The sequence below is a fragment of the Bacillus sp. FJAT-29814 genome (assembly GCF_001510715.1).
In the GTDB taxonomy this organism is placed as follows: domain Bacteria; phylum Bacillota; class Bacilli; order Bacillales; family Cytobacillaceae; genus Neobacillus.
Window position 1 is genome coordinate 307678 of sequence record NZ_LMTJ01000005.1, and the last position, 18937, is coordinate 326614.

Here is an 18937-nt window from a genome sequence, read left to right on the forward strand (position 1 = left end):
GGAGGGACACTCTTGCGAACATTTTCCTTACTCAAGGGACAGCCTGTTTTTGATACGAAAAAAGGGACGAAAATCGGCGAAATTTGTGACCTTTGTATTTCCAAGGACGGAGTCGTTAAAGGCCTGCTTATGAAGAAGGGCGTTTTCTTCAAACAAACTTACTTTTTGGATATTCAAAAGGTAGCTTCCTTCGGCTGGGATGGGGTCATGATCGAGGATGAAGGGCAATTGGAAAAACTGAAAGAAGGTCCGGAATATACATTAAATCATCAGCATTCGCTTGATGGGATGATGATGCTGTCGAGTAGCGGTGAGTCGCTCGGATTGTTAAAAGATGTATATTTTCAGGAAGAATTGGGCACAATCGTAGGGTACGAAATTACGGATGGCTTCTTTTCGGATATTGCAGAAGGGAAACAAATCATCCAATCTGAGAAGCCCTTAACGATTGGAAAGGACGCCATTATCGTAGACGTTAATCAAACGTGAGGTGTCTTTTCATGCTTAAGTGTCCAAATTGCTCCAGCAAGGATATTGGAAAAATTGGCATTAATCAATATTACTGCTGGAATTGTTTTATCGAATTGTCCCTAGCCAAAGGCATCATTAATACCCATCAGGTGGAGGAAGACGGAACGCTGAGTTCATTGGATGATTTGTTTGAAGAAGAATTGCGTCGTTACACTCTTTAAATAATAACTAGAGGTGAACGTAATGAACAAATTGATGACGTCGGTGATTGCTTTTGGTGCCGGAATGGCAGCCTATAATGTAGCCCAAAGAAATAATGTAATGACTGGCCGCCAAATGCGAAAAATGCAAAGGAAAATTAAACGAGCGATTTTTTAATGAATGACTCCCCCTCTGAATTGAGGGGGATTTTTAGCTAATGGGAATATTTCCACATGCGGTCTCCAAAAATAACCGTAAGGAGGCATTCTAGTGGACATTCGCATGAAATGGTTTTACCGAATCGGATTTTTGCTTCTGTTGCTGATTGCAATTTACGTGTTTTTAAAAATTCGCTCTGTCTGGGTGCCTATTGTCAGAGTGGCTGCAATTATTGCTATGCCCTTTATCGTTTCCGGGTTTATTACTTATTTGCTCCATCCCATTATCGAAAAATTGCATGAAAAAGGGCTCCATCGTGGCCTTGCCATTATCCTGATCTACGTCGTTTTTTTTGGCGGCATCGGCCTTGCCCTTTATAAAGGGATTCCCGCAATCATTGATCAGCTTAAGGATTTGTCAGAGAGTGCTCCCGTTTTTGCCGAGCAATATCGTACCTATGTAGGGGAGCTCCAATCGCATACAAGAGAGTGGCCGGATGGGCTACAAACGAGAATAAATGATGGAATTGATGCCTTTGAACAAAGGCTTGATTCGCTCTTGACTATTCTCGTTGGGATTTTAATTAAATTCTTTAATTCAGCGTTAATTTTAATGATCATCCCTTTTATCACTTTTTACATGCTGAAGGATTTCAAGCTGATCAGAAGGACGGTTTGGTACCTTACTCCGAAACAGTGGCGGAAGAAAGGGACACAGTTTTTGCATGATGTTGATGAATCGCTGGGCGGTTATATCAGGGGCCAGTTGCTCGTTTGTACAATTATCGGTACGATTTCGACTATACTGTTCTGGGCTTTTGACTTAAGATACCCATTGCTATTAGGGCTGATTGTTGGGGCCACTAATGTTATTCCGTATTTCGGCCCGTTTATCGGGGCTGTTCCTGCGGTGATTATTGCCGCAACTACCTCTATGAAACTTGTCATCATTACTTTGGTCATTGTGTTTGGTCTGCAATTCCTCGAGGGGAATATCCTGTCACCCTATATTGTCGGGAAGAGCCTTCATATGCATCCGCTAATGATAATGGCCGCCCTTACTGCGGGGGGAGAAATTGGCGGGATTCTTGGATTGATTTTGGCGGTACCGGTCCTTGCTGTCCTTAAAGTGGGGATTATTCACGCAAAACAACATTTCATGACCGCACGAACTGAACCGAATTCGCAGTGATTTGACAAACCCGTGGCGGGTAGATATAATTCGTCATATAATAAGATCAACATGGAGAAGGATCGAGTATGTTATAGTCCATCTGTAACGCATTTGCGTGGAAGAGAGGAGTCTCCCCCGGCTGAAAGGGACTCCAGATGAAGGATGACAGAACGCTAATCCGGAGTGCAGCTAATCCCTGCCGTCTAGCCGCGTTAAGGCAACATTTGAGAGATGGGTACGGTTTTTTTGTATCCATAATCAGGGTGGTACCGCGAGGCAAGCTCTCGTCCCTGCTATAGGGATGAGGGCTTTTTTGTATTCTTTTTTTCGGTAAAGGGGCGGAGCGCCGCATAGATTTTTCGCTTGATACAGGTAGAGCGGAAAATAAAAATTTTTCTGCCGGAAGCAGAATAGCGAAGCTCTGCTCACACCGCCTTTTTCAAGTAGTTATGTGTATTTTATTAATTTAAGGAGGCTAAATTAGTATGAAAAACTTAACGGGTGCAGAAATCCGAAAAATGTTCTTGCAGTTTTTTAGTGAAGAAAAAGGACACCATATTGAACCAAGTGCATCGCTGGTTCCGCACGACGATCCCTCATTGTTATGGATCAACAGCGGTGTGGCAACATTAAAGAAATACTTTGATGGCCGGGTAGTGCCGGAAAATCCAAGAATCACCAATGCCCAAAAATCCATCCGTACCAACGATATTGAGAATGTCGGAAAAACGGCGCGCCATCACACATTCTTTGAAATGTTGGGCAACTTCTCGATTGGCGAGTATTTCAAGGAAGAAGCGATTGAGTGGGCATGGGAATTTTTGACCGATGAAAAATGGATTGGCTTTGAAAAGGATAAATTATCGGTGACGATTCATCCAGAAGATGATGAAGCCCATGAAATTTGGAACAAAAAGATTGGCATTCCTGAGGAACGGATTATCCGTCTCGAAGGCAACTTCTGGGATATCGGTGAAGGCCCTAGCGGCCCTAACACGGAAATATTCTATGACCGGGGTCCGGAGTATGGCGACGACCCGAACGATCCGGAATTATATCCTGGCGGTGAAAACGAGCGCTATCTTGAAATTTGGAACCTTGTATTCTCTCAGTTTAATCATAATCCTGACGGCACGTACACACCGCTGCCAAAGAAAAATATCGATACTGGTATGGGTCTGGAACGGATGACATCTGTTGTTCAAAACGTTCCAACCAATTTTGATACTGATTTGTTTATTCCAATCATACGCGCAACTGAGGAAATTTCAGGAGAAAAATATGGAATTGATAAAGAGAAGGATGTTGCGTTTAAAGTCATTGCCGACCATATTCGTACGGTGGCCTTTGCAATTGGCGACGGAGCTCTGCCGTCGAACGAGGGCCGCGGCTATGTGCTAAGACGGCTGCTACGCCGTGCTGTCCGCTATGCAAAGCAAATCAACATCAACCGCCCATTCATGTATGAACTTGTTCCGGTTGTCGGCGAAATCATGCATGATTTCTATCCGGAGGTAAAGGATAAAACTGAATTTATCCAAAAAGTCATCAAAAATGAGGAAGAGCGTTTCCATGAAACGCTTCACGAAGGCTTGGCCATCCTGGCAAGCGTCATGAAGAAGGCCAAAGACACAGGTAGCGATACGATCTCCGGGGAAGATGTTTTCCGTTTGTATGATACCTTCGGATTCCCGGTTGAGTTAACAGAGGAATATGCCGAGGAAGCAGGTCTAAAAATTGATCATGACGGCTTTGAGGCTGAAATGGAAGTGCAGCGTGAACGCGCCCGGGCTGCCCGCCATGATGAAAACTCCATGCATGTCCAAGGCGGCGTGCTGCGCGATATTACTTCTGAAAGCAAGTTTGTCGGTTATGATGAGCTGAAAACCAATTCCACTGTGCTTGCGATTATTAAAAATGGCGAGCTTGCCGATCAGGCTGAAACTGGCGAAGAGGTCCAACTGATTCTTGGCATGACGCCATTTTATGCTGAAAGCGGTGGACAAATCGCCGACCGAGGTGTGATCGTTGGGGACGGAGTGACAGTGGCGGTTAAAGATGTGCAAAAGGCACCAAATGGACAGAACCTCCATCAAGTGGTTGTTGAATCCGGAACGCTAAAAACCAACCAGCAGGTAACTGCTCAGGTAGATGGTGCCAACCGTGTCAAAATCATTAAAAACCATACGGCCACCCACCTGCTGCACCGCGCATTAAAAGATGTATTGGGCGAGCATGTAAATCAGGCCGGTTCACTAGTTGAACCTGATCGTCTGCGCTTTGACTTTTCCCACTTTGGCCAGGTGAAGCCGGAGGAGCTTGAACAAGTAGAGAAAATCGTCAATGAGAAGATTTGGAATAGCATGGAAGTCGATATCAGCCTAAAACCGATTTCTGAAGCCAAGTCAATGGGTGCGATGGCCCTGTTTGGCGAAAAGTATGGGGATATTGTTCGCGTTGTGAAAGTAGGCGACTACAGCCTTGAGCTTTGCGGCGGCTGCCATGTGCCGAACACTTCTGTCATCGGCTTATTTAAAATCGTTTCCGAGGGCGGTATCGGCGCCGGCACAAGACGAATTGAGGCCGTTACAGGAGAATCTGCTTACAGAGCATTAAATGAGCAGGTAGGATTGCTGAAAGATGCTGCAGATAAGCTGAAAACCAGTCCTAAAGAAGTTGGCGGCCGGATTGACACCCTGCTTGCGGAACTCAAGCATCTGCAGCGGGAAAACGAATCCTTGGCGGCCAAGCTTGGGAATATTGAAGCTGGCAGCCTGGTATCAAAAGCGAAGGAAGTCGACGGGGTGACCGTGCTGTCGGCAAAGGTTCAAGCAGCTGACATGAATAACTTAAGGAACATGGCAGATGACTTGAAACAAAAGCTTGGCTCAGCTGTCATTGTGCTTGGCAGTGCCCTTGATGGAAAAGTTAATTTGATTGCGGCCGTAACCAAAGATTTAAATGAAAAAGGGTATCATGCCGGAAAATTAATTAAAGAGGTTGCCACTAGATGCGGAGGCGGCGGAGGCGGTCGTCCGGATATGGCTCAAGCAGGTGGAAAGGACCCGGAAAAACTCGATTCTGCACTGCAATTTGTCGAGGAATGGGTAAAATCGGTTTGATAAAAGGACAAAGTAGTGTAAAATATAGGTAACTATTCCAATTCGAGGTGCACTTTCATGAGCTCTTTTGATAAAACGATGCGATTTAATTTTCCCGAAGAGCCGTTTGAACATGATGTGAACGATGTTCTTTTTCAGGTCTATGAGGCATTAAAGGAAAAAGGCTATAATCCAATTAATCAAATTGTCGGATATTTGCTTTCCGGTGACCCGGCTTACATTCCGCGCCACCGCGATGCTCGAAATATTATCCGCAAGCTTGAACGGGATGAGATTATTGAGGAGTTAGTGAAATCCTATTTAAAACAGCAGCGAGAGGGTTAAGGCATGCGCATAATGGGTTTAGATGTCGGCTCCAAAACGGTCGGGGTAGCTCTAAGTGATGAACTAGGCTGGACCGCACAGGGGCTGAAAACCCTCAAAATCAATGAGGACAAGCAGGAGTTTGGTTTTGAGGAAATTGGGCAATTAATAGAAGAGTATCAAGTTAGTACAGTAGTGATAGGCCTGCCGAAAAATATGAACGGCACGATTGGTCCGCGCGGAGAAGCAAGTAAGCGGTTTGCGGACGAAGTAGAACAAAGGTTTAATGTTCCAACCGTTTTATGGGATGAGCGCTTGACGACCATGGCGGCCGAACGCGTCCTGCTTGAAGCGGATGTCAGCAGGAAAAAACGGAAAAAGGTCATCGATAAAATGGCCGCGTCCATGATTCTCCAGGGCTATCTTGATAGCAAAAAATAATGAGGTGAAAAAATGACACACGAACACGAACACGATCACAACCACGAAGAAGAGCAATATATAACATTAGTTAATGAAGATGGCGATGAAGAATTATTCGAAATCCTGTTTACTTTTGATTCGGAAGAGTTCGAAAAGTCCTATGTATTATGTTATCCGGTCGGAGATGGCGAGGATGAAGAAGAAGTCATCGTACATGCCTATGCCTATACGCCTGCAGAAGACGGCAGCATTGGCGAGTTAATGCCAGTTACAACTGATGAAGAGTGGGACATCATTGAAGAGGTTTATAATACATTTACTTTGGATGATGAAGAATAAAATGAACGAAGGGCCAGCAGACAAACTGCTGGTTTTTTTTTGGCTAATAAGAAAATATAAATTCAACTAGGCCTCTGTCTTCGTCCTAACGGACTCGCCAATCGGCGAGTTTCCATTAATGCAAATCATGACAAAATCAATGTTAAATTGACATTTTCCTTCCTATATGCTGAAATAATTACGATGTCTAATTTTTGCAACTGCAATAATAATTTTATAGAAAAATAACTTATGGGCACGACTGATGGCGGCAAGGGAGGTTGGTTATGACTAAGGATAAAAAAGACATTATTCGGCAAAAAATGCTGGAGCATCAAAGTGAGGCAAGGGTTGTCCGCAGGATTGTCCTAATTGTTACGGTATTGCTTCTTGTCCTGATTGGAATTATTGGCGGAGGCGGATATCTTTACATACAATCGGCACTTAAGCCTATGGATCCCGGCAGCAAGGTACAGAAAAAGGTGGAAATTCCAATTGGCTCATCTGTAACCGGAATAGCACAGCGACTGGAGAGCAGTGGAATTATCAAAGATGCAAAAGTGTTTAAATATTATGTGAAGCTCAAGAATGAAGGTGGCTTTATGGCCGGGGAGTATCAGTTAAGCCCGTCCATGGATGTTCAGGAAATCGTCGGCCGCTTGAAAACAGGCAAGGTGCTTGCTGAGGCCACCTTCAAAATTACCATACCCGAAGGAAAGCAGCTAAAAGAAATAGCGTCGATTATGGCGCAGGCTACTAAACAAAATGAAACAGATGTGTTGAATAAACTAAATGACAAGGAATACATCAAAACGCTCATTGCCAAATATCCTGATATTTTAACTGAAGATGTTTTAAATCCAGCGGTAATGTATCCGCTAGAAGGCTATTTATTCCCGGCAACTTACCCATTTTATAAAACGAATCCATCGGTAGAGGAAATGGTTGAAGCGATGCTGAATAAATCACGGGATGTTCTGGGGAGTTACGCCGAGGTTGGGAAAGAAAAAAATCTGACGATCCATCAAATGTTAACGATGGCCTCATTGATTGAAGAGGAGGCAACAGAAAAAGCCGACCGAAAAAAAATATCAAGTGTGTTTTATAACCGGATGGACAAGGGTATGATGCTCCAGACAGACCCAACAGTGTTATATGCTCAGGGCAGACACAAGGAAAGGGTCGTTTATAAGGATTTGGAAGTGAATTCTCCATACAATACCTATAAACATACCGGACTGCCTCCTGGTCCGATCGCCAATGCTGGAAAGACATCAATCGAGGCAGCACTGGACCCTGAGAAAACTGATTTTTATTATTTCATTGCCACTCCGGAAGGCGAAGTTATTTTTACCAAAACACTTGATGAACATAACAGGGAAAAAGCCAAGCATATTTCCAGCAAAAAATAATCATTCTTACGGGGAAATGGTCGCATTTCCCCGTTTTTTGTGGTAGAATAGTTCAGGTGTTTATAAGAAAACTATAGCGTAATTCACAGTAAGGTACATTTCAGGGCTTTTACCCGTGTGCACACAGGCTTTAAATAGATTGCCTGTAGCGACAAGATCTGTGAACGCTATTTTTTATGTCTAAAGAGCCTTTTTTTGGCAACAATGCTTATAAATGAAAACTCGTAGACTGGCGAGGCCGTAAGGACGAAGACAGAGACGTAGTTGAACTTATGCGTGCGAAGCTGAGATAAAAAATTCTGATTAGCGAAAATAGGATTGAGGTGAAGCAGCTTGTTAAATGAGAAGCTGCATTCTTATATAGACGACCTTATCGGTGAGCGCAATCCATTGCTGATGGAGATGGAAGCTTATGCAATAGAGCATGGGGTCCCGATTATGGAACTTGCCGGGATTGAAACGATGCTCCAGCTGCTCCGGCTTCATCGATCCGGAAAAATCCTTGAGGTCGGTACGGCGATTGGCTACTCTGCCTTACGAATGGCAGATGCCCTTCCTGAGGCGAAAATTATTACTATTGAGCGGGACGAGGAACGAATTCAACTTGCGAAAGCATTCATTGGCCGTTCCGGGCATGAGCGGAGAATTACTCTGATTGAAGGAGATGCCCTTGAGGTTGAAAAACAGGTAAGCGATTATGCCCCATTTGACGCGATTTTCATCGATGCAGCCAAAGGACAATACCAAAAATTCTTTGAACTTTACTCTAGTTATCTAAATGAGGATGGCATGATTATTACGGATAATGTATTGTTTAAAGGTTTAGTGGCCGAATCTGAAATAGAGTCAAAACGCACACGCAATCTCGTAAAAAAAATAGACGGTTTTAATCGCTGGTTAATGAATCATCATGATTACGATACCGTTATCCTACCTGTCGGGGACGGGGTCGCCATTAGTAAAAGAAGAGGTGAGAGGAAATGAAGAAACCTGAATTATTAGTTACTCCTATCACTATAGATGATATTTTGCCGCTCGCCGAGGCGGGGGCAGATGCGTTTGTTGTAGGAGAGCAGCGCTATGGGTTAAGGCTTGCGGGGGAATTTAACCGCGAGCAAGTCCAAAACGCGATCGAACTGGCCCATTCCAAAGGGAAAAAAGTGTATGTAGCCATGAACGCGATTTTTCATAATGAAAAACTTGCTGAATTGAACGATTATATTCGCTTTGCGGCCGACGCTAAGGCTGATGGAATTATCTTTGGCGATCCCGCTGTTTTGCTGGCTGTAAGGGAAACGGCTCCTGAAATGAAGTTGCACTGGAGCACTGAAACGACCGGGACTAACTGGTATACATGCAACTATTGGGGCAGAAAAGGGACAAAACGAGCAGTATTGGCCCGTGAAATCAACATGGACTCCATCGTGGAAATCATGGAACAGGCTGAAGTGGAGATTGAGGTTCAGGTCCATGGCATGAGCTGTATGTTCCAATCCAAGCGGTCGCTTTTGGGCAACTATTTTGAATACCAAGGCAAAGTGTTGGAGATTGAAAACCGCAAACAGCAAAAAAATATGTTTCTCCACGATAAAGAACGTGAAAATAAATATCCAATTTTTGAAGATGAAAATGGCACTCATATCATGAGCCCGAATGATATCTGCATTATTGACGAGCTGCAGGACATGCTCGAAGCCGGTGTCGATTCGTTTAAAATCGACGGGATTTTAAAAACGCCGGAATACATTGCCGCTGTCACCAAACTATATCGTGAGGCGATTGATTTATTTGCCGAAGATCCTGATCTCTATGATGATAAAAAGGACGAACTGCTTGAGGCAATCGAGAAAATCCAGCCTGCCAATCGTCCGCTCGATACAGGATTCTTTTTCAAAGAGACAGTATATTAATTTTTAGAAAGGGAGGAGTTCATTGATGAATACAGTTAAAGATAAGATTTCTGAGATTATTGATGGAAAACGTGTCATTGTAAAAAAGCCGGAACTCCTAGCTCCTGCAGGCAATCTTGAAAAACTGAAAATCGCCGTTCAATATGGTGCCGACGCGGTATTCATTGGCGGTCAAGAATATGGTCTCCGCTCAAACGCCGATAATTTTACCTTGGAGGAAATGAAGGAAGGGGTAGAATTCGCGAAAAAATACGGAGCAAAAATATATGTCACAACAAACATATATGCCCACAATGAAAACATTGATGGACTGGATGATTACTTGCTTGGCTTGAAAGAGGCAGGGGTGGCCGGCATTATCGTGGCTGACCCGTTAATTATTGAATCCTGCCGTCGTATTGCACCGGAAATCGAGATTCACTTAAGTACGCAGCAATCCCTTTCCAACTGGAAGGCAGTTCAATTTTGGAAAGAAGAAGGCTTGGAGCGTGTCGTACTTGCTCGTGAGACGAGTGCGGAAGAAATTCGCGAGATGAAGGAAAAGGTTGATATTGAAATCGAAACCTTCATTCACGGTGCGATGTGTATCGCCTATTCTGGCCGCTGCACATTGAGCAATCACATGACAGCCCGGGATTCCAACCGCGGCGGCTGCTGCCAGTCCTGCCGCTGGGATTATGATCTTTACAAGCTTGAAGGGGAGAATCCTGAGACTGCACTATTTGCTGACGACGATGCCCCATTTGCCATGAGCCCGAAGGATCTAAATCTGATTCAATCGATTCCAAAAATGATTGAAATTGGAATTGACAGCTTGAAAATTGAGGGACGGATGAAATCGATTCACTATATCGCGACAGTTGTCAGTGTTTATCGCAAAGTCATTGATGCCTACTGTGCCGATCCCGATAACTTTGTCATCAAGAAAGAGTGGCTCGAGGAACTTGATAAATGTGCCAATCGGGAAACCGCAACGGCATTTTTCGAAGGTGTACCGGGGTATAAAGAGCAGATGTTTGGTAATCATAGCAAAAAGACAAGCTATGAGTTTGTCGGTCTTGTATTGGAGTATGATAAAGAATCACAAATGGTTACCTTGCAGCAGCGCAATCACTTCAAACCTGGGCAGGAAGTCGAATTTTTTGGACCGGAAATCCAAAACTTTACACATGTGATTGATAAAATTTGGGATGAAAAAGGGAATGAGCTGGATGCTGCGAGACATCCGCTGCAAATTGTACGATTTAAATTGGACAAACCGGTTTATCCTAACAACATGATGCGAAAGGAGAACTAGCAAAATGTATAAACCGGTTGTAATCGGTGTAACCGGCGGTTCAGGCTCGGGAAAAACCAGTGTAACAAAAGCAATCTATGAAAGCTTTAAAAATCGGTCCATTTTAGTGATTGAACAGGACTATTATTATAAGGATCAAAGCCATTTACCATTCGAGGAACGGTTGAAAACAAACTATGATCATCCCCTGGCATTTGACAATGATTTGCTGATTGAACATATTGAGCGTCTGTTGCGATATGAACCAATCGAAAAGCCTGTTTACGATTATGCCCTGCATACACGGTCAGAACAGGTCATATTTGTAGAACCGAAGGATGTTATCATTTTAGAGGGAATTCTGGTGCTTGAGGATGAACGTCTGCGCAATTTAATGGATATTAAATTATTCGTTGATACGGATGCGGATATCCGGATTATGCGCCGCCTGCAGCGCGATATCAAAGAGCGCGGGCGCACTCTTGACTCCGTCATTGATCAATATACAAATGTTGTCCGGCCGATGCATAATCAGTTTATCGAGCCGACAAAGCGCTATGCGGATATTATCATTCCGGAAGGCGGACACAATCATGTGGCAATCGATTTGATGGTAACAAAAATTCAAACAATTCTTGAACAAAAAGCAATTTTATGAAACAATAGCAAATATATATCTAAATTAATTTATTTACCCTGCGCGCCCTATTAAAGGACGCGCTTGCTATCTTATTTTTTCAAGCATCATAAATACATATATTTCATACACAACACTGGGGTTGTGAAGGACTAGAAGGAGTGAGGGTTTTGGCTACTGAGAAAGTATTTCCAATGACGCAAGCAGGAAAAGAGAAGTTGGAGCAAGAGCTTGAATACTTAAAAACGGTGAAGCGCAAAGAAGTTGTGGAAAGGATTAAAATCGCCAGAAGCTTTGGGGATTTATCCGAGAACTCGGAATATGATTCAGCGAAGGAAGAGCAAGCTTTTGTTGAAGGTAGAATTACAACGTTAGAAAACATGATCCGCAATGCCAAGATTATTAGTGAAAGCGAACTTGCCGGGGATACAGTCTCATTGGGCAGCACAGTCACATTTGTCGAACTTCCCGATGGCGAAGAAGAAACCTATAGCATTGTCGGCAGCGCCGAAGCTGACCCTTTTGAAGGGAAAATTTCTAATGACTCTCCGATTGCCAAAAGCCTGCTTGGCAAAAAAGTCGGCGACCAAGTGTCGGTCCAAACGCCTGGCGGCGAAATGAGCGTACGTATCGTAAGTATTAAGTAAATTAAAGCGCTTTTAATAAAATAAAGTTTGAAAAAACAAAACCTCGTCAACACTTTTGACGAGGTGTTTTTTTATGTGGAGACGAAGAGCGATTGGCTGGCTTATGATTTGCATTATTGGCTTTGCACTGTTGATTGTCCGATTAATTCAAATTCAATTAGTGGAAACAGAAACGTTTTCAAAGCATAATGTCAATTTGCTTGAGGAAAGTGTTAAACAAAGAACACAAGAGCTTGTGATTGATAACGGGCGGGGAAATTTTCTGGACCGTAATGGCGAAATGCTTACCCATAAAAAAGTCAGCGTGCTTGTTTTGTTTCCTTTTTTAAAAAAAATGAATTGGGAAGCTGACAAAGTTTCTGAAATTACCGGGATTCCTGCCTATTCACTCAAATCGGCTGTGGATAGTGCCAAAAAGCCATTTGCCTACGGCGAACCAGATCCACTTGAAATAACCTCTTCGCAAATGCAAAAAATTAATGCGCTAAAGATTCCTGGGGTGTTTGCGATTGAGAAAAAATTTGAGCGCTCAGATATTCCTGCCGAACAGCTTTTAGGACTTACTGGTGAAAATCCCAAGCTTTTGAAGGCGCGATACCCTGATAAGGAATTATCGGACAAAACGCTAATCGGAATATCCGGACTTGAAAAAAGCTTCGATGAATTTCTCCTTCCTGAAGGAAAATCTAAACTAGTCTACCATGTCGATGGCGGCGGTGCCCCGTTATTTGGAATCAATGTAAAATATGTTGACCCTGCTAATCCGTTTTATCCCGTCAATATTCGGACAACCATTGATAAAAATATTCAGCAAAAAGCCGAGGAGTTAGTCGAACAACATAAAATAAACAAAGGCGGCCTTGTTCTGCTGAATATTGAGGACAATAGTGTATTGGCGCTTGTGTCACGGCCGGACATCAATAAGAAAAACCCCTATAATGACGAAGGGGTTACCAACTTAATGTTAAAACAGCACATCCTCGGCTCGGTATTTAAAACAGTGGTGGCAGCTGCTGCCATTGAACATAATCTCGACGATCCCAATCGTCTGTTTAATTGCAGCCAGAAAATTAACGGCAAGCCCGAGCTCAAATACGATTATGGAATGTTGAATTTTACTGAAAGCTTTGCTAGAAGCTGCAACCGGACGTTTGGGGAACTTGCAAAGGAATTGCAAAAGCAAGCCCCGAATCTGTTGGAGGAATTTGCAACCAAACTGTCACTGATCGGTTCTGTCGGCTGGAATGGCGATATCTATCATACCAGCAATTTCAGACAGCTTGCCGAAGAGGATAAAGGACGTGTTTTTTTATCAGATGAAGCCAGAAAAGATGCCAATTTCGCTGCTATGTCCGGCATTGGACAGCACGAGGTCCGGGCTACTCCATTAGCCGTTGCTAATATGATGGCGACGATTGCCAGAGGAGGGCAAAAGGAAATGGTCAGGACGGCTACGAAAATCCAATACAAGAATGGCACGACGATGGTAGAGTTTCCCGAGCAGAGTTTAAAGGGAGACATTATATCGCCCTATACGGCTATGAAGCTGCAAAAGTTGTTAAGGGAAGTCGTCGTCAATCCAAACGGCACCGGAAAATGGTATAAAGACCTTCCATATGAGGTTGCAGGAAAGTCAGGTACTGCCGAAACAGGAAAATTTAAGGATGGGAAAAAATTATATAACAAGTGGTTTGCCGGCTACTTTCCGTATCAAAATCCCAAATATGCCTTAGTGGCAGTTAATTTGGATGTATCGGAACAGGAAGGCGGGGTTCAGTTGTTATTTTCTGACATGGTTAAGCTTCTTTATGAGCAATAATATTGGAGGAACAGTCAAAACTCGTGTTAGGGTTTGACTGTTTTTTTATTTATTTTGCAGGGGAATTATTTCAGGTGTCGAAATAAATAGTATATTGCGCAAAAAGGTGGAATGAAAATGGCAGCAAGAGGAATAACCCCAGCAGATTTATATGAATTAAAATCTGTAGTAAATCCGCAGCTTTCTCCAGATGGAAGTTCTTATGTTTTTGTACAAACTACGATTGACCAGGAGGCGGATGAATATAGGTCACATATTTACCATGGAACAATTAACAGCGGCTCGGCGCCAGTCCAGTGGACTTTCGGCAAAGATAAAAATCACTCGCCACGCTGGTCCCCCGATGGAAAGAAGCTTGCATTCATTTCAAATCGTAGCGGGAAAAACCAAATCTATTTATTATGTGTTAATGGCGGCGAAGCACAGCAGCTGACCACGTTGGCATGTGGCGCCACTAACCCAGTTTGGTCACCTGATGGCTCAAGGCTAGCTTTTCAGGTCTCCTTAAAAGCAGGGAAAACGATCTTCGACGAGGTAAAGGACAATAAGCAAGAACATCCAAAGCCCCTGGAAGTGTCTCTCATGCAATATAAATCCGATTCCGAGGGATTTTGGAAAGGTACATACAAGCAAATTGCTGTTGTTGATGTTTACACGGGCGAAGTAGAGCAGTTAACAGAAGGCAATTACCACCATTCGCTATACGATTGGTACCCGGATGGAACACAACTCGCTGTTGGAGCCGATTATTCAGAACTACCGGATTTTTCTTTTAATCATGATGTTTATTTGTTGGAGGTAGAAACAAAAACACTAACGCCGGTAACGAAGGGCACAGGTTCCTTTGGACAGGCTGTATGGTCACCGGACGGACGCTATCTTGGATTTCTTGGTCATGAACGTAAATTTGAAAACGCCACTCTTGCAAAAATATGGCTTTATCAGACGGAAAACCGTGAAATATCCTGCCTGACAGCAAATTGGGATGTACCGGCGGGGAACTATCTGGTCGGGGATTTTCAACAGGGAGCGACCCTACCAGCCCTAGTATGGGCAACTGACAGCAAGGGATTCTATTTTATTGCCTCAGACAAGGGGAATACGAATATTTACTTTGCCGATGTAAACGGAACTGTTCAAGGGGTCACAACCGGCGAACACCATGTTTATGGCCTTTCTGTTCATCCTGAATCCAATAGAGCCATTGCTGCAATAAGTACACCTGTTGAAGTCGGTGATTTATATTTGCTTTCGTTGCCTGATGGGCAAATACTAGAAAAGCTGACGGATGTTAATAAAGGATTTTTAAAAGAGCTTGAGTTTTCACAGCCGGAGGCATTCGAATTTGAGGGAGCCGATGGCTGGGATATCCATGGCTGGCTGATGAAGCCTATTGGATTTAAAGAAGGCCAGAAATCTCCGTTAATTCTTGAGATTCACGGCGGTCCCCATATGATGTACGGCAATACCTTTATGAATGAGTTTCAAATATTAGCGGCACAAGGGTATGCAGTTCTATATATCAATCCAAGAGGAAGTCATGGATATGGTCAAAAATTTGTCGATGCCGTCCGAGGGGACTATGGGGGTAACGATTATCGAGATTTAATGCTAGGACTTGATTATATTCTGACTAACTATGATTTCATTGACGAGAATCGCCTCGGTGTGACAGGTGGAAGCTACGGCGGGTTTATGACTAATTGGATTGTCGGCCAGACCAATCGCTTTAAGGCGGCTGTCACCCAACGGTCCATCTCTAACTGGATTAGCTTTTACGGGGTCAGTGATATCGGCTATTATTTTACAGAATGGCAGATCAAATCAGACCTTACTGACATTGGAACACTTTGGCAGCATTCACCATTGGCTTATGTTAAAAACGTAGAAACGCCGCTATTAATTCTCCATAGTGAAAAGGACTACCGGTGTCCGATTGAACAGGGGGAACAATGGTTTATTGCTTTAAAAAGGTTGGGCAAGGAAACGAAGTTTGTCCGGTTCCCTGACGAAAACCACGAGCTGTCCCGGAGCGGAAGACCCTCACTGCGGATCAATCGCCTCGATTATATTGCTGGCTGGTTTAATGAATATATTGACTGATTTTTCAAAAGCCGCAATGCGAATAACAGCATGCGGCTTTTTGCACAAAAACAAAATTCCTTCAAGTTATCTGCAAATCATGTTAAAATATTCACAGCCTATTGTTTAGGAGGAGTGGTTGGTTTGCCTAATGAATTTAATCGAAATTCGCGGTCTGATTACCGCGCAAAACGTAAAAAAACAAATCTTGTCTTAAATAGTTTAATCATTCTTGTCCTGGCTTTAATTATCATTGTGGCCTATAACATATTTGTGGGCGGGGATGATGAGAAAGCCTCTACAACGGCGACAACGCCAAAACAAACAGAAAAGAATAATGCGGGAAAAGAGAGTAAGCCTAAAGAAGAGGCTTCTAAAAAAGAAGCGGAAAAGACAAAAGAAACAGACGCCAATAAGGATGAATCGAAGGATAAGGCAGTTGAAGAGGAAGAACAGAGCGACGAGGCTTCAACTACTGAAAAAGCCGATGATTCCCAGGCGGTTGTCTCAGACGGCGGGAGTTCGTCCAATGTGTTAAAAACGATTGTCAATCCGGCGTGGGAGCCTGTGGGTACTTCACAAACAGGCCAGCATACGCCAGTTTATGATAAGACAGCCGTTGATTGGCAGGAAATGCTGAACGCGATTACCTATGCAACCGGATTGGACCCAAGCAACATGACTGTTTACTGGCTTGGCCGCGATAAATCCGCAGCCAATGCTTCCGTTGGCACAGTTGCTTCAAAAGACAAACAGCAGAAATACAATGTTTATATTAAATGGGTTGATGGCAAAGGCTGGCTGCCGACAAAAGTGGAAGAAATCGCGGAAATTGTAAAGCCATAAAAAATGTGGGCAAAAAAATGGGATGGGCCTGACTTGGCCCCATCCTATTTTTTTTTGAAATGAACGACAGCCGTGAAATAGGTTTGGCCATTTTCATTTACATGCATCTGATGCGAAACAGAATGTACCCCGAGCAAGATTGCCCGGTTCTCTTCAATTTGTGATTCAATTTTCTTCTGTAAAGTTTTCAAATCGCCTGCTTCAAAGAATTCTATTTTGTCCTCTATTAACTCAAATTGAAAATTCATTTTTAAAGTCCCCCTTCACTTCATTCTAAATATATTTTTTTCGTACGGCAACGATTAGCTAAGGAAAGACTAGGGGCATTTACCGTTAATATTCCATAGTATACTTGTAGGAAATTGAGAAAGTTTTTGGCAACCCTTCAGCAAAACATGTAAAATGGTGTTTGCGGATACGTTGTAGTAATCTGAGGAAAATTAACATCAGATAATCGTTAAAGCAAAAAATAATGCAGGAAACACAATAGGAGAGAAAAAAATGAAAATCGCGATTATTGGAGCAATGGAAGAAGAAGTGACTTTACTAAGAGAAAATATTCAAGCCCAAACACAGGAGGAAGTGGCAGGCTGCGAATTTACATTTGGCAAAATGCACGACATGGACGTAATTTTGCTTCGATCAGGAATCGGCAAGGTCAATGCGGCAATGTCCACCACCATCCTGCTTGAAAAATATAAGCCAGATTGCATTATTAACACAGGTTCGGCAGGCGGATTAAATCCTGACTTGAATGTAGGGGATGCCGTCATATCGACCGAAGTGCGCCATCATGATGTTGATGTAACCGCGTTTGATTATGAATATGGCCAAGTGCCGCAGCTGCCAGCCGCATTTCTTGCAGATGAAAAATTAATGGCTATTGCTGAATCGGCGGCAAATGAGATTGAAAACTTTCAAATTGTCAGAGGCTTAATTGCTACAGGTGACTCGTTTATGGAAGACGCAGAACGGGTTGAGTTTATCCGCCGTAAATTTAATAATCTACAGGCAGTGGAAATGGAAGCGGCTGCAATTGCCCAGGTTGCTTTCCGGTTTGGCGTTCCATTTGTGATCATTCGTTCGCTGTCTGATATTGCCGGAAAAGAATCGGAAATATCATTTGATCAGTATATTGATAAAGCCGCGACCAATTCGGCAACGCTTGTTATGAAGATGGTGGAGGCTTTAAAAAACTCCTAGGAGTGGAATAATGAAGGTTTATCAAAACGTCCATGAATTGATTGGGCATACACCAGTGGTTGAAATTACACAGTTTTCTTTGCCTGCAGGCGTTCGTCTATTTGCGAAGCTTGAATTCATGAATCCCGGCGGAAGCGTTAAGGACCGGCTCGGGATGGAGTTGTTAAACGAGGCGTTTTCAAGCGGCAAGCTGCGTCCGGGAGGGACGATCATTGAGCCGACCGCCGGGAACACGGGGATTGGGTTGGCCCTTGCCGCCATCAATAAAGGAATTAAGGTTATTTTTTGTGTACCGGAAAAATTCAGCACTGAAAAGCAGGAAATCATGAAGGCGTTAGGAGCCACAATTGTTCATACCCCGACGGAAGCGGGAATCAAGGGGGCAATTGCCAAAGCAGAGAAGCTGCTTAAACAAATCTCGGGTTCCTATTGTCCTCAGCAATTTGCCAATCCTGCCAACCCCGCGACTTATTACAAAACTCTGGGCCCCGAGCTATGGGAGCAGCTGGGCGGCGAGATTGGTATCTTTGTCGCTGGCGCGGGTTCCGGAGGCACGTTTATGGGCACTGCCCGGTATTTAAAGGAACAGAAACCGGATATAAAAACGGTGATTGTCGAGCCGGAGGGGTCAATTTTAAATGGCGGAGAACCTGGTCCGCATAAGGCGGAAGGGATTGGGATGGAATTTTTGCCTCCGTTTATGGATCCTGATTATTTTGATGCCATTCACACGGTTTCCGATGTTGATGCTTTTGCCTATGTAAAAGATTTGGCGGCTAAAGAAGGGCTGCTTGTGGGTAGTTCATCAGGGGCTGCTTTTTATGCTGCCTTGGAAGAAGCCAAGGCGGCTAAAGGAGGAACCAACATCGTGGTCATTTTCCCTGATGGCAGCGAGCGCTATTTAAGCAAAAAGATTTTTGAAGGGGGCATTTGAC

20 protein-coding genes are annotated in these 18937 nt (G+C 43.6%); 19 read left to right on the plus strand and 1 reads right to left on the minus strand.

Going from position 1 to position 18937, the window contains the following annotated elements:
* Nucleotides 1-12: 12 nt before the first annotated feature.
* From AR334_RS13895 to AR334_RS13970, 17 genes are all read left to right on the plus strand, one after another.
* On the plus strand, nucleotides 13-489 hold the full coding sequence (locus tag AR334_RS13895; RefSeq protein ID WP_066311801.1) for a PRC-barrel domain-containing protein: 477 nt from the start codon (nucleotides 13-15) through the stop codon (nucleotides 487-489).
* An 11-nt stretch (nucleotides 490-500) separates the two neighbouring features.
* Nucleotides 501-692 carry a hypothetical protein gene (locus AR334_RS13900; protein WP_066311805.1) on the plus strand — a complete coding sequence of 64 codons (192 nt, stop codon included), beginning with the start codon at nucleotides 501-503 and terminating at the stop codon, nucleotides 690-692.
* 22 nt (nucleotides 693-714) lie between these two features.
* On the plus strand, nucleotides 715-849 hold the full coding sequence (locus tag AR334_RS28905) for a YrzQ family protein (protein ID WP_082692938.1): 135 nt from the start codon (nucleotides 715-717) through the stop codon (nucleotides 847-849).
* A 93-nt stretch (nucleotides 850-942) separates the two neighbouring features.
* Nucleotides 943-2022: an AI-2E family transporter gene (locus tag AR334_RS13905; RefSeq protein WP_066311808.1), complete on the plus strand. Its 1080-nt coding sequence runs from the start codon at nucleotides 943-945 to the stop codon at nucleotides 2020-2022.
* 467 nt (nucleotides 2023-2489) lie between these two features.
* Complete coding sequence (gene alaS / locus AR334_RS13910) at nucleotides 2490-5126, plus strand: alanine--tRNA ligase (RefSeq protein ID WP_066311812.1); 2637 nt, start codon at nucleotides 2490-2492, stop codon at nucleotides 5124-5126.
* Nucleotides 5127-5183: 57 nt separating this feature from the next.
* Nucleotides 5184-5450: an IreB family regulatory phosphoprotein gene (locus tag AR334_RS13915; protein ID WP_066311816.1), complete on the plus strand. Its 267-nt coding sequence runs from the start codon at nucleotides 5184-5186 to the stop codon at nucleotides 5448-5450.
* 3 nt (nucleotides 5451-5453) lie between these two features.
* Nucleotides 5454-5870, plus strand: coding sequence for a Holliday junction resolvase RuvX (gene ruvX, locus AR334_RS13920; protein WP_066311824.1), 417 nt, complete (start codon nucleotides 5454-5456; stop codon nucleotides 5868-5870).
* Between the two features lie 12 nt (nucleotides 5871-5882).
* Nucleotides 5883-6191 (plus strand): DUF1292 domain-containing protein, encoded by a 309-nt coding sequence (locus AR334_RS13925; protein WP_066311827.1) that lies wholly within the window; start codon nucleotides 5883-5885, stop codon nucleotides 6189-6191.
* 266 nt (nucleotides 6192-6457) lie between these two features.
* The gene (gene mltG / locus AR334_RS13930) at nucleotides 6458-7582 is read left to right on the plus strand and encodes an endolytic transglycosylase MltG (RefSeq protein WP_066311830.1); all 1125 of its coding nucleotides are present in this window, start codon (nucleotides 6458-6460) and stop codon (nucleotides 7580-7582) included.
* A 333-nt stretch (nucleotides 7583-7915) separates the two neighbouring features.
* Entirely contained in the window at nucleotides 7916-8566 is a 651-nt protein-coding gene (locus AR334_RS13935; RefSeq protein WP_066311832.1) for an O-methyltransferase, read from the plus strand.
* Nucleotides 8563-9492, plus strand: coding sequence for a peptidase U32 family protein (locus tag AR334_RS13940; RefSeq protein ID WP_066311834.1), 930 nt, complete (start codon nucleotides 8563-8565; stop codon nucleotides 9490-9492). Before AR334_RS13935 ends, AR334_RS13940 begins: the two co-directional genes overlap by 4 nt.
* 25 nt (nucleotides 9493-9517) lie before the next feature.
* On the plus strand, nucleotides 9518-10789 hold the full coding sequence (locus AR334_RS13945; RefSeq protein ID WP_066311836.1) for a U32 family peptidase: 1272 nt from the start codon (nucleotides 9518-9520) through the stop codon (nucleotides 10787-10789).
* A gap of 4 nt (nucleotides 10790-10793) precedes the next feature.
* Entirely contained in the window at nucleotides 10794-11426 is a 633-nt protein-coding gene (udk, locus tag AR334_RS13950; protein WP_066311839.1) for a uridine kinase, read from the plus strand.
* Nucleotides 11427-11575: 149 nt separating this feature from the next.
* Nucleotides 11576-12052, plus strand: a complete 477-nt coding sequence (gene greA / locus AR334_RS13955) for a transcription elongation factor GreA (RefSeq protein ID WP_066311842.1) — start codon at nucleotides 11576-11578, stop codon at nucleotides 12050-12052.
* Between the two features lie 73 nt (nucleotides 12053-12125).
* Nucleotides 12126-13871: a penicillin-binding protein 2 gene (locus AR334_RS13960; protein WP_066311845.1), complete on the plus strand. Its 1746-nt coding sequence runs from the start codon at nucleotides 12126-12128 to the stop codon at nucleotides 13869-13871.
* Between the two features lie 117 nt (nucleotides 13872-13988).
* On the plus strand, nucleotides 13989-15974 hold the full coding sequence (locus AR334_RS13965; RefSeq protein WP_066311847.1) for a S9 family peptidase: 1986 nt from the start codon (nucleotides 13989-13991) through the stop codon (nucleotides 15972-15974).
* 123 nt (nucleotides 15975-16097) lie between these two features.
* Nucleotides 16098-16799, plus strand: a complete 702-nt coding sequence (locus AR334_RS13970) for a YrrS family protein (RefSeq protein WP_253701296.1) — start codon at nucleotides 16098-16100, stop codon at nucleotides 16797-16799.
* 44 nt (nucleotides 16800-16843) lie between these two features.
* Here the strand turns inward: AR334_RS13970 and AR334_RS13975 are convergent, their stop codons facing one another.
* Nucleotides 16844-17047, minus strand: a complete 204-nt coding sequence (locus AR334_RS13975; RefSeq protein WP_066311853.1) for a DUF2536 family protein — start codon at nucleotides 17045-17047, stop codon at nucleotides 16844-16846.
* A 253-nt stretch (nucleotides 17048-17300) separates the two neighbouring features.
* Here AR334_RS13975 and mtnN point away from each other — a divergent pair, with 253 nt between their 5' ends.
* Both mtnN and AR334_RS13985 read left to right on the plus strand, forming a co-directional pair.
* Nucleotides 17301-18002, plus strand: coding sequence for a 5'-methylthioadenosine/S-adenosylhomocysteine nucleosidase (gene mtnN, locus AR334_RS13980; RefSeq protein WP_066311856.1), 702 nt, complete (start codon nucleotides 17301-17303; stop codon nucleotides 18000-18002).
* 10 nt (nucleotides 18003-18012) lie between these two features.
* Nucleotides 18013-18936 carry a PLP-dependent cysteine synthase family protein gene (locus tag AR334_RS13985; RefSeq protein ID WP_066311859.1) on the plus strand — a complete coding sequence of 308 codons (924 nt, stop codon included), beginning with the start codon at nucleotides 18013-18015 and terminating at the stop codon, nucleotides 18934-18936.
* Nucleotide 18937: the final 1 nt, after the last annotated feature.

What these genes read in the sequence shown, in the direction of transcription:
- AR334_RS13900 (WP_066311805.1), top strand. Translation starts at nt 501, where the DNA reads ATGCTTAAGTGTCCAAATTGCTCCAGCAAGGATATTGGAAAAATTGGC.
- AR334_RS28905 (WP_082692938.1), top strand. Translation starts at nt 715, where the DNA reads ATGAACAAATTGATGACGTCGGTGATTGCTTTTGGTGCCGGAATGGCA.
- alaS (WP_066311812.1), top strand. Translation starts at nt 2,490, where the DNA reads ATGAAAAACTTAACGGGTGCAGAAATCCGAAAAATGTTCTTGCAGTTT.
- AR334_RS13915 (WP_066311816.1), top strand. Translation starts at nt 5,184, where the DNA reads ATGAGCTCTTTTGATAAAACGATGCGATTTAATTTTCCCGAAGAGCCG.
- ruvX (WP_066311824.1), top strand. Translation starts at nt 5,454, where the DNA reads ATGCGCATAATGGGTTTAGATGTCGGCTCCAAAACGGTCGGGGTAGCT.
- AR334_RS13925 (WP_066311827.1), top strand. Translation starts at nt 5,883, where the DNA reads ATGACACACGAACACGAACACGATCACAACCACGAAGAAGAGCAATAT.
- mltG (WP_066311830.1), top strand. Translation starts at nt 6,458, where the DNA reads ATGACTAAGGATAAAAAAGACATTATTCGGCAAAAAATGCTGGAGCAT.
- AR334_RS13940 (WP_066311834.1), top strand. Translation starts at nt 8,563, where the DNA reads ATGAAGAAACCTGAATTATTAGTTACTCCTATCACTATAGATGATATT.
- AR334_RS13945 (WP_066311836.1), top strand. Translation starts at nt 9,518, where the DNA reads ATGAATACAGTTAAAGATAAGATTTCTGAGATTATTGATGGAAAACGT.
- udk (WP_066311839.1), top strand. Translation starts at nt 10,794, where the DNA reads ATGTATAAACCGGTTGTAATCGGTGTAACCGGCGGTTCAGGCTCGGGA.
- AR334_RS13960 (WP_066311845.1), top strand. Translation starts at nt 12,126, where the DNA reads ATGTGGAGACGAAGAGCGATTGGCTGGCTTATGATTTGCATTATTGGC.
- AR334_RS13965 (WP_066311847.1), top strand. Translation starts at nt 13,989, where the DNA reads ATGGCAGCAAGAGGAATAACCCCAGCAGATTTATATGAATTAAAATCT.
- AR334_RS13975 (WP_066311853.1), bottom strand. Translation starts at nt 17,047, where the DNA reads ATGAATTTTCAATTTGAGTTAATAGAGGACAAAATAGAATTCTTTGAA.
- mtnN (WP_066311856.1), top strand. Translation starts at nt 17,301, where the DNA reads ATGAAAATCGCGATTATTGGAGCAATGGAAGAAGAAGTGACTTTACTA.
- AR334_RS13985 (WP_066311859.1), top strand. Translation starts at nt 18,013, where the DNA reads ATGAAGGTTTATCAAAACGTCCATGAATTGATTGGGCATACACCAGTG.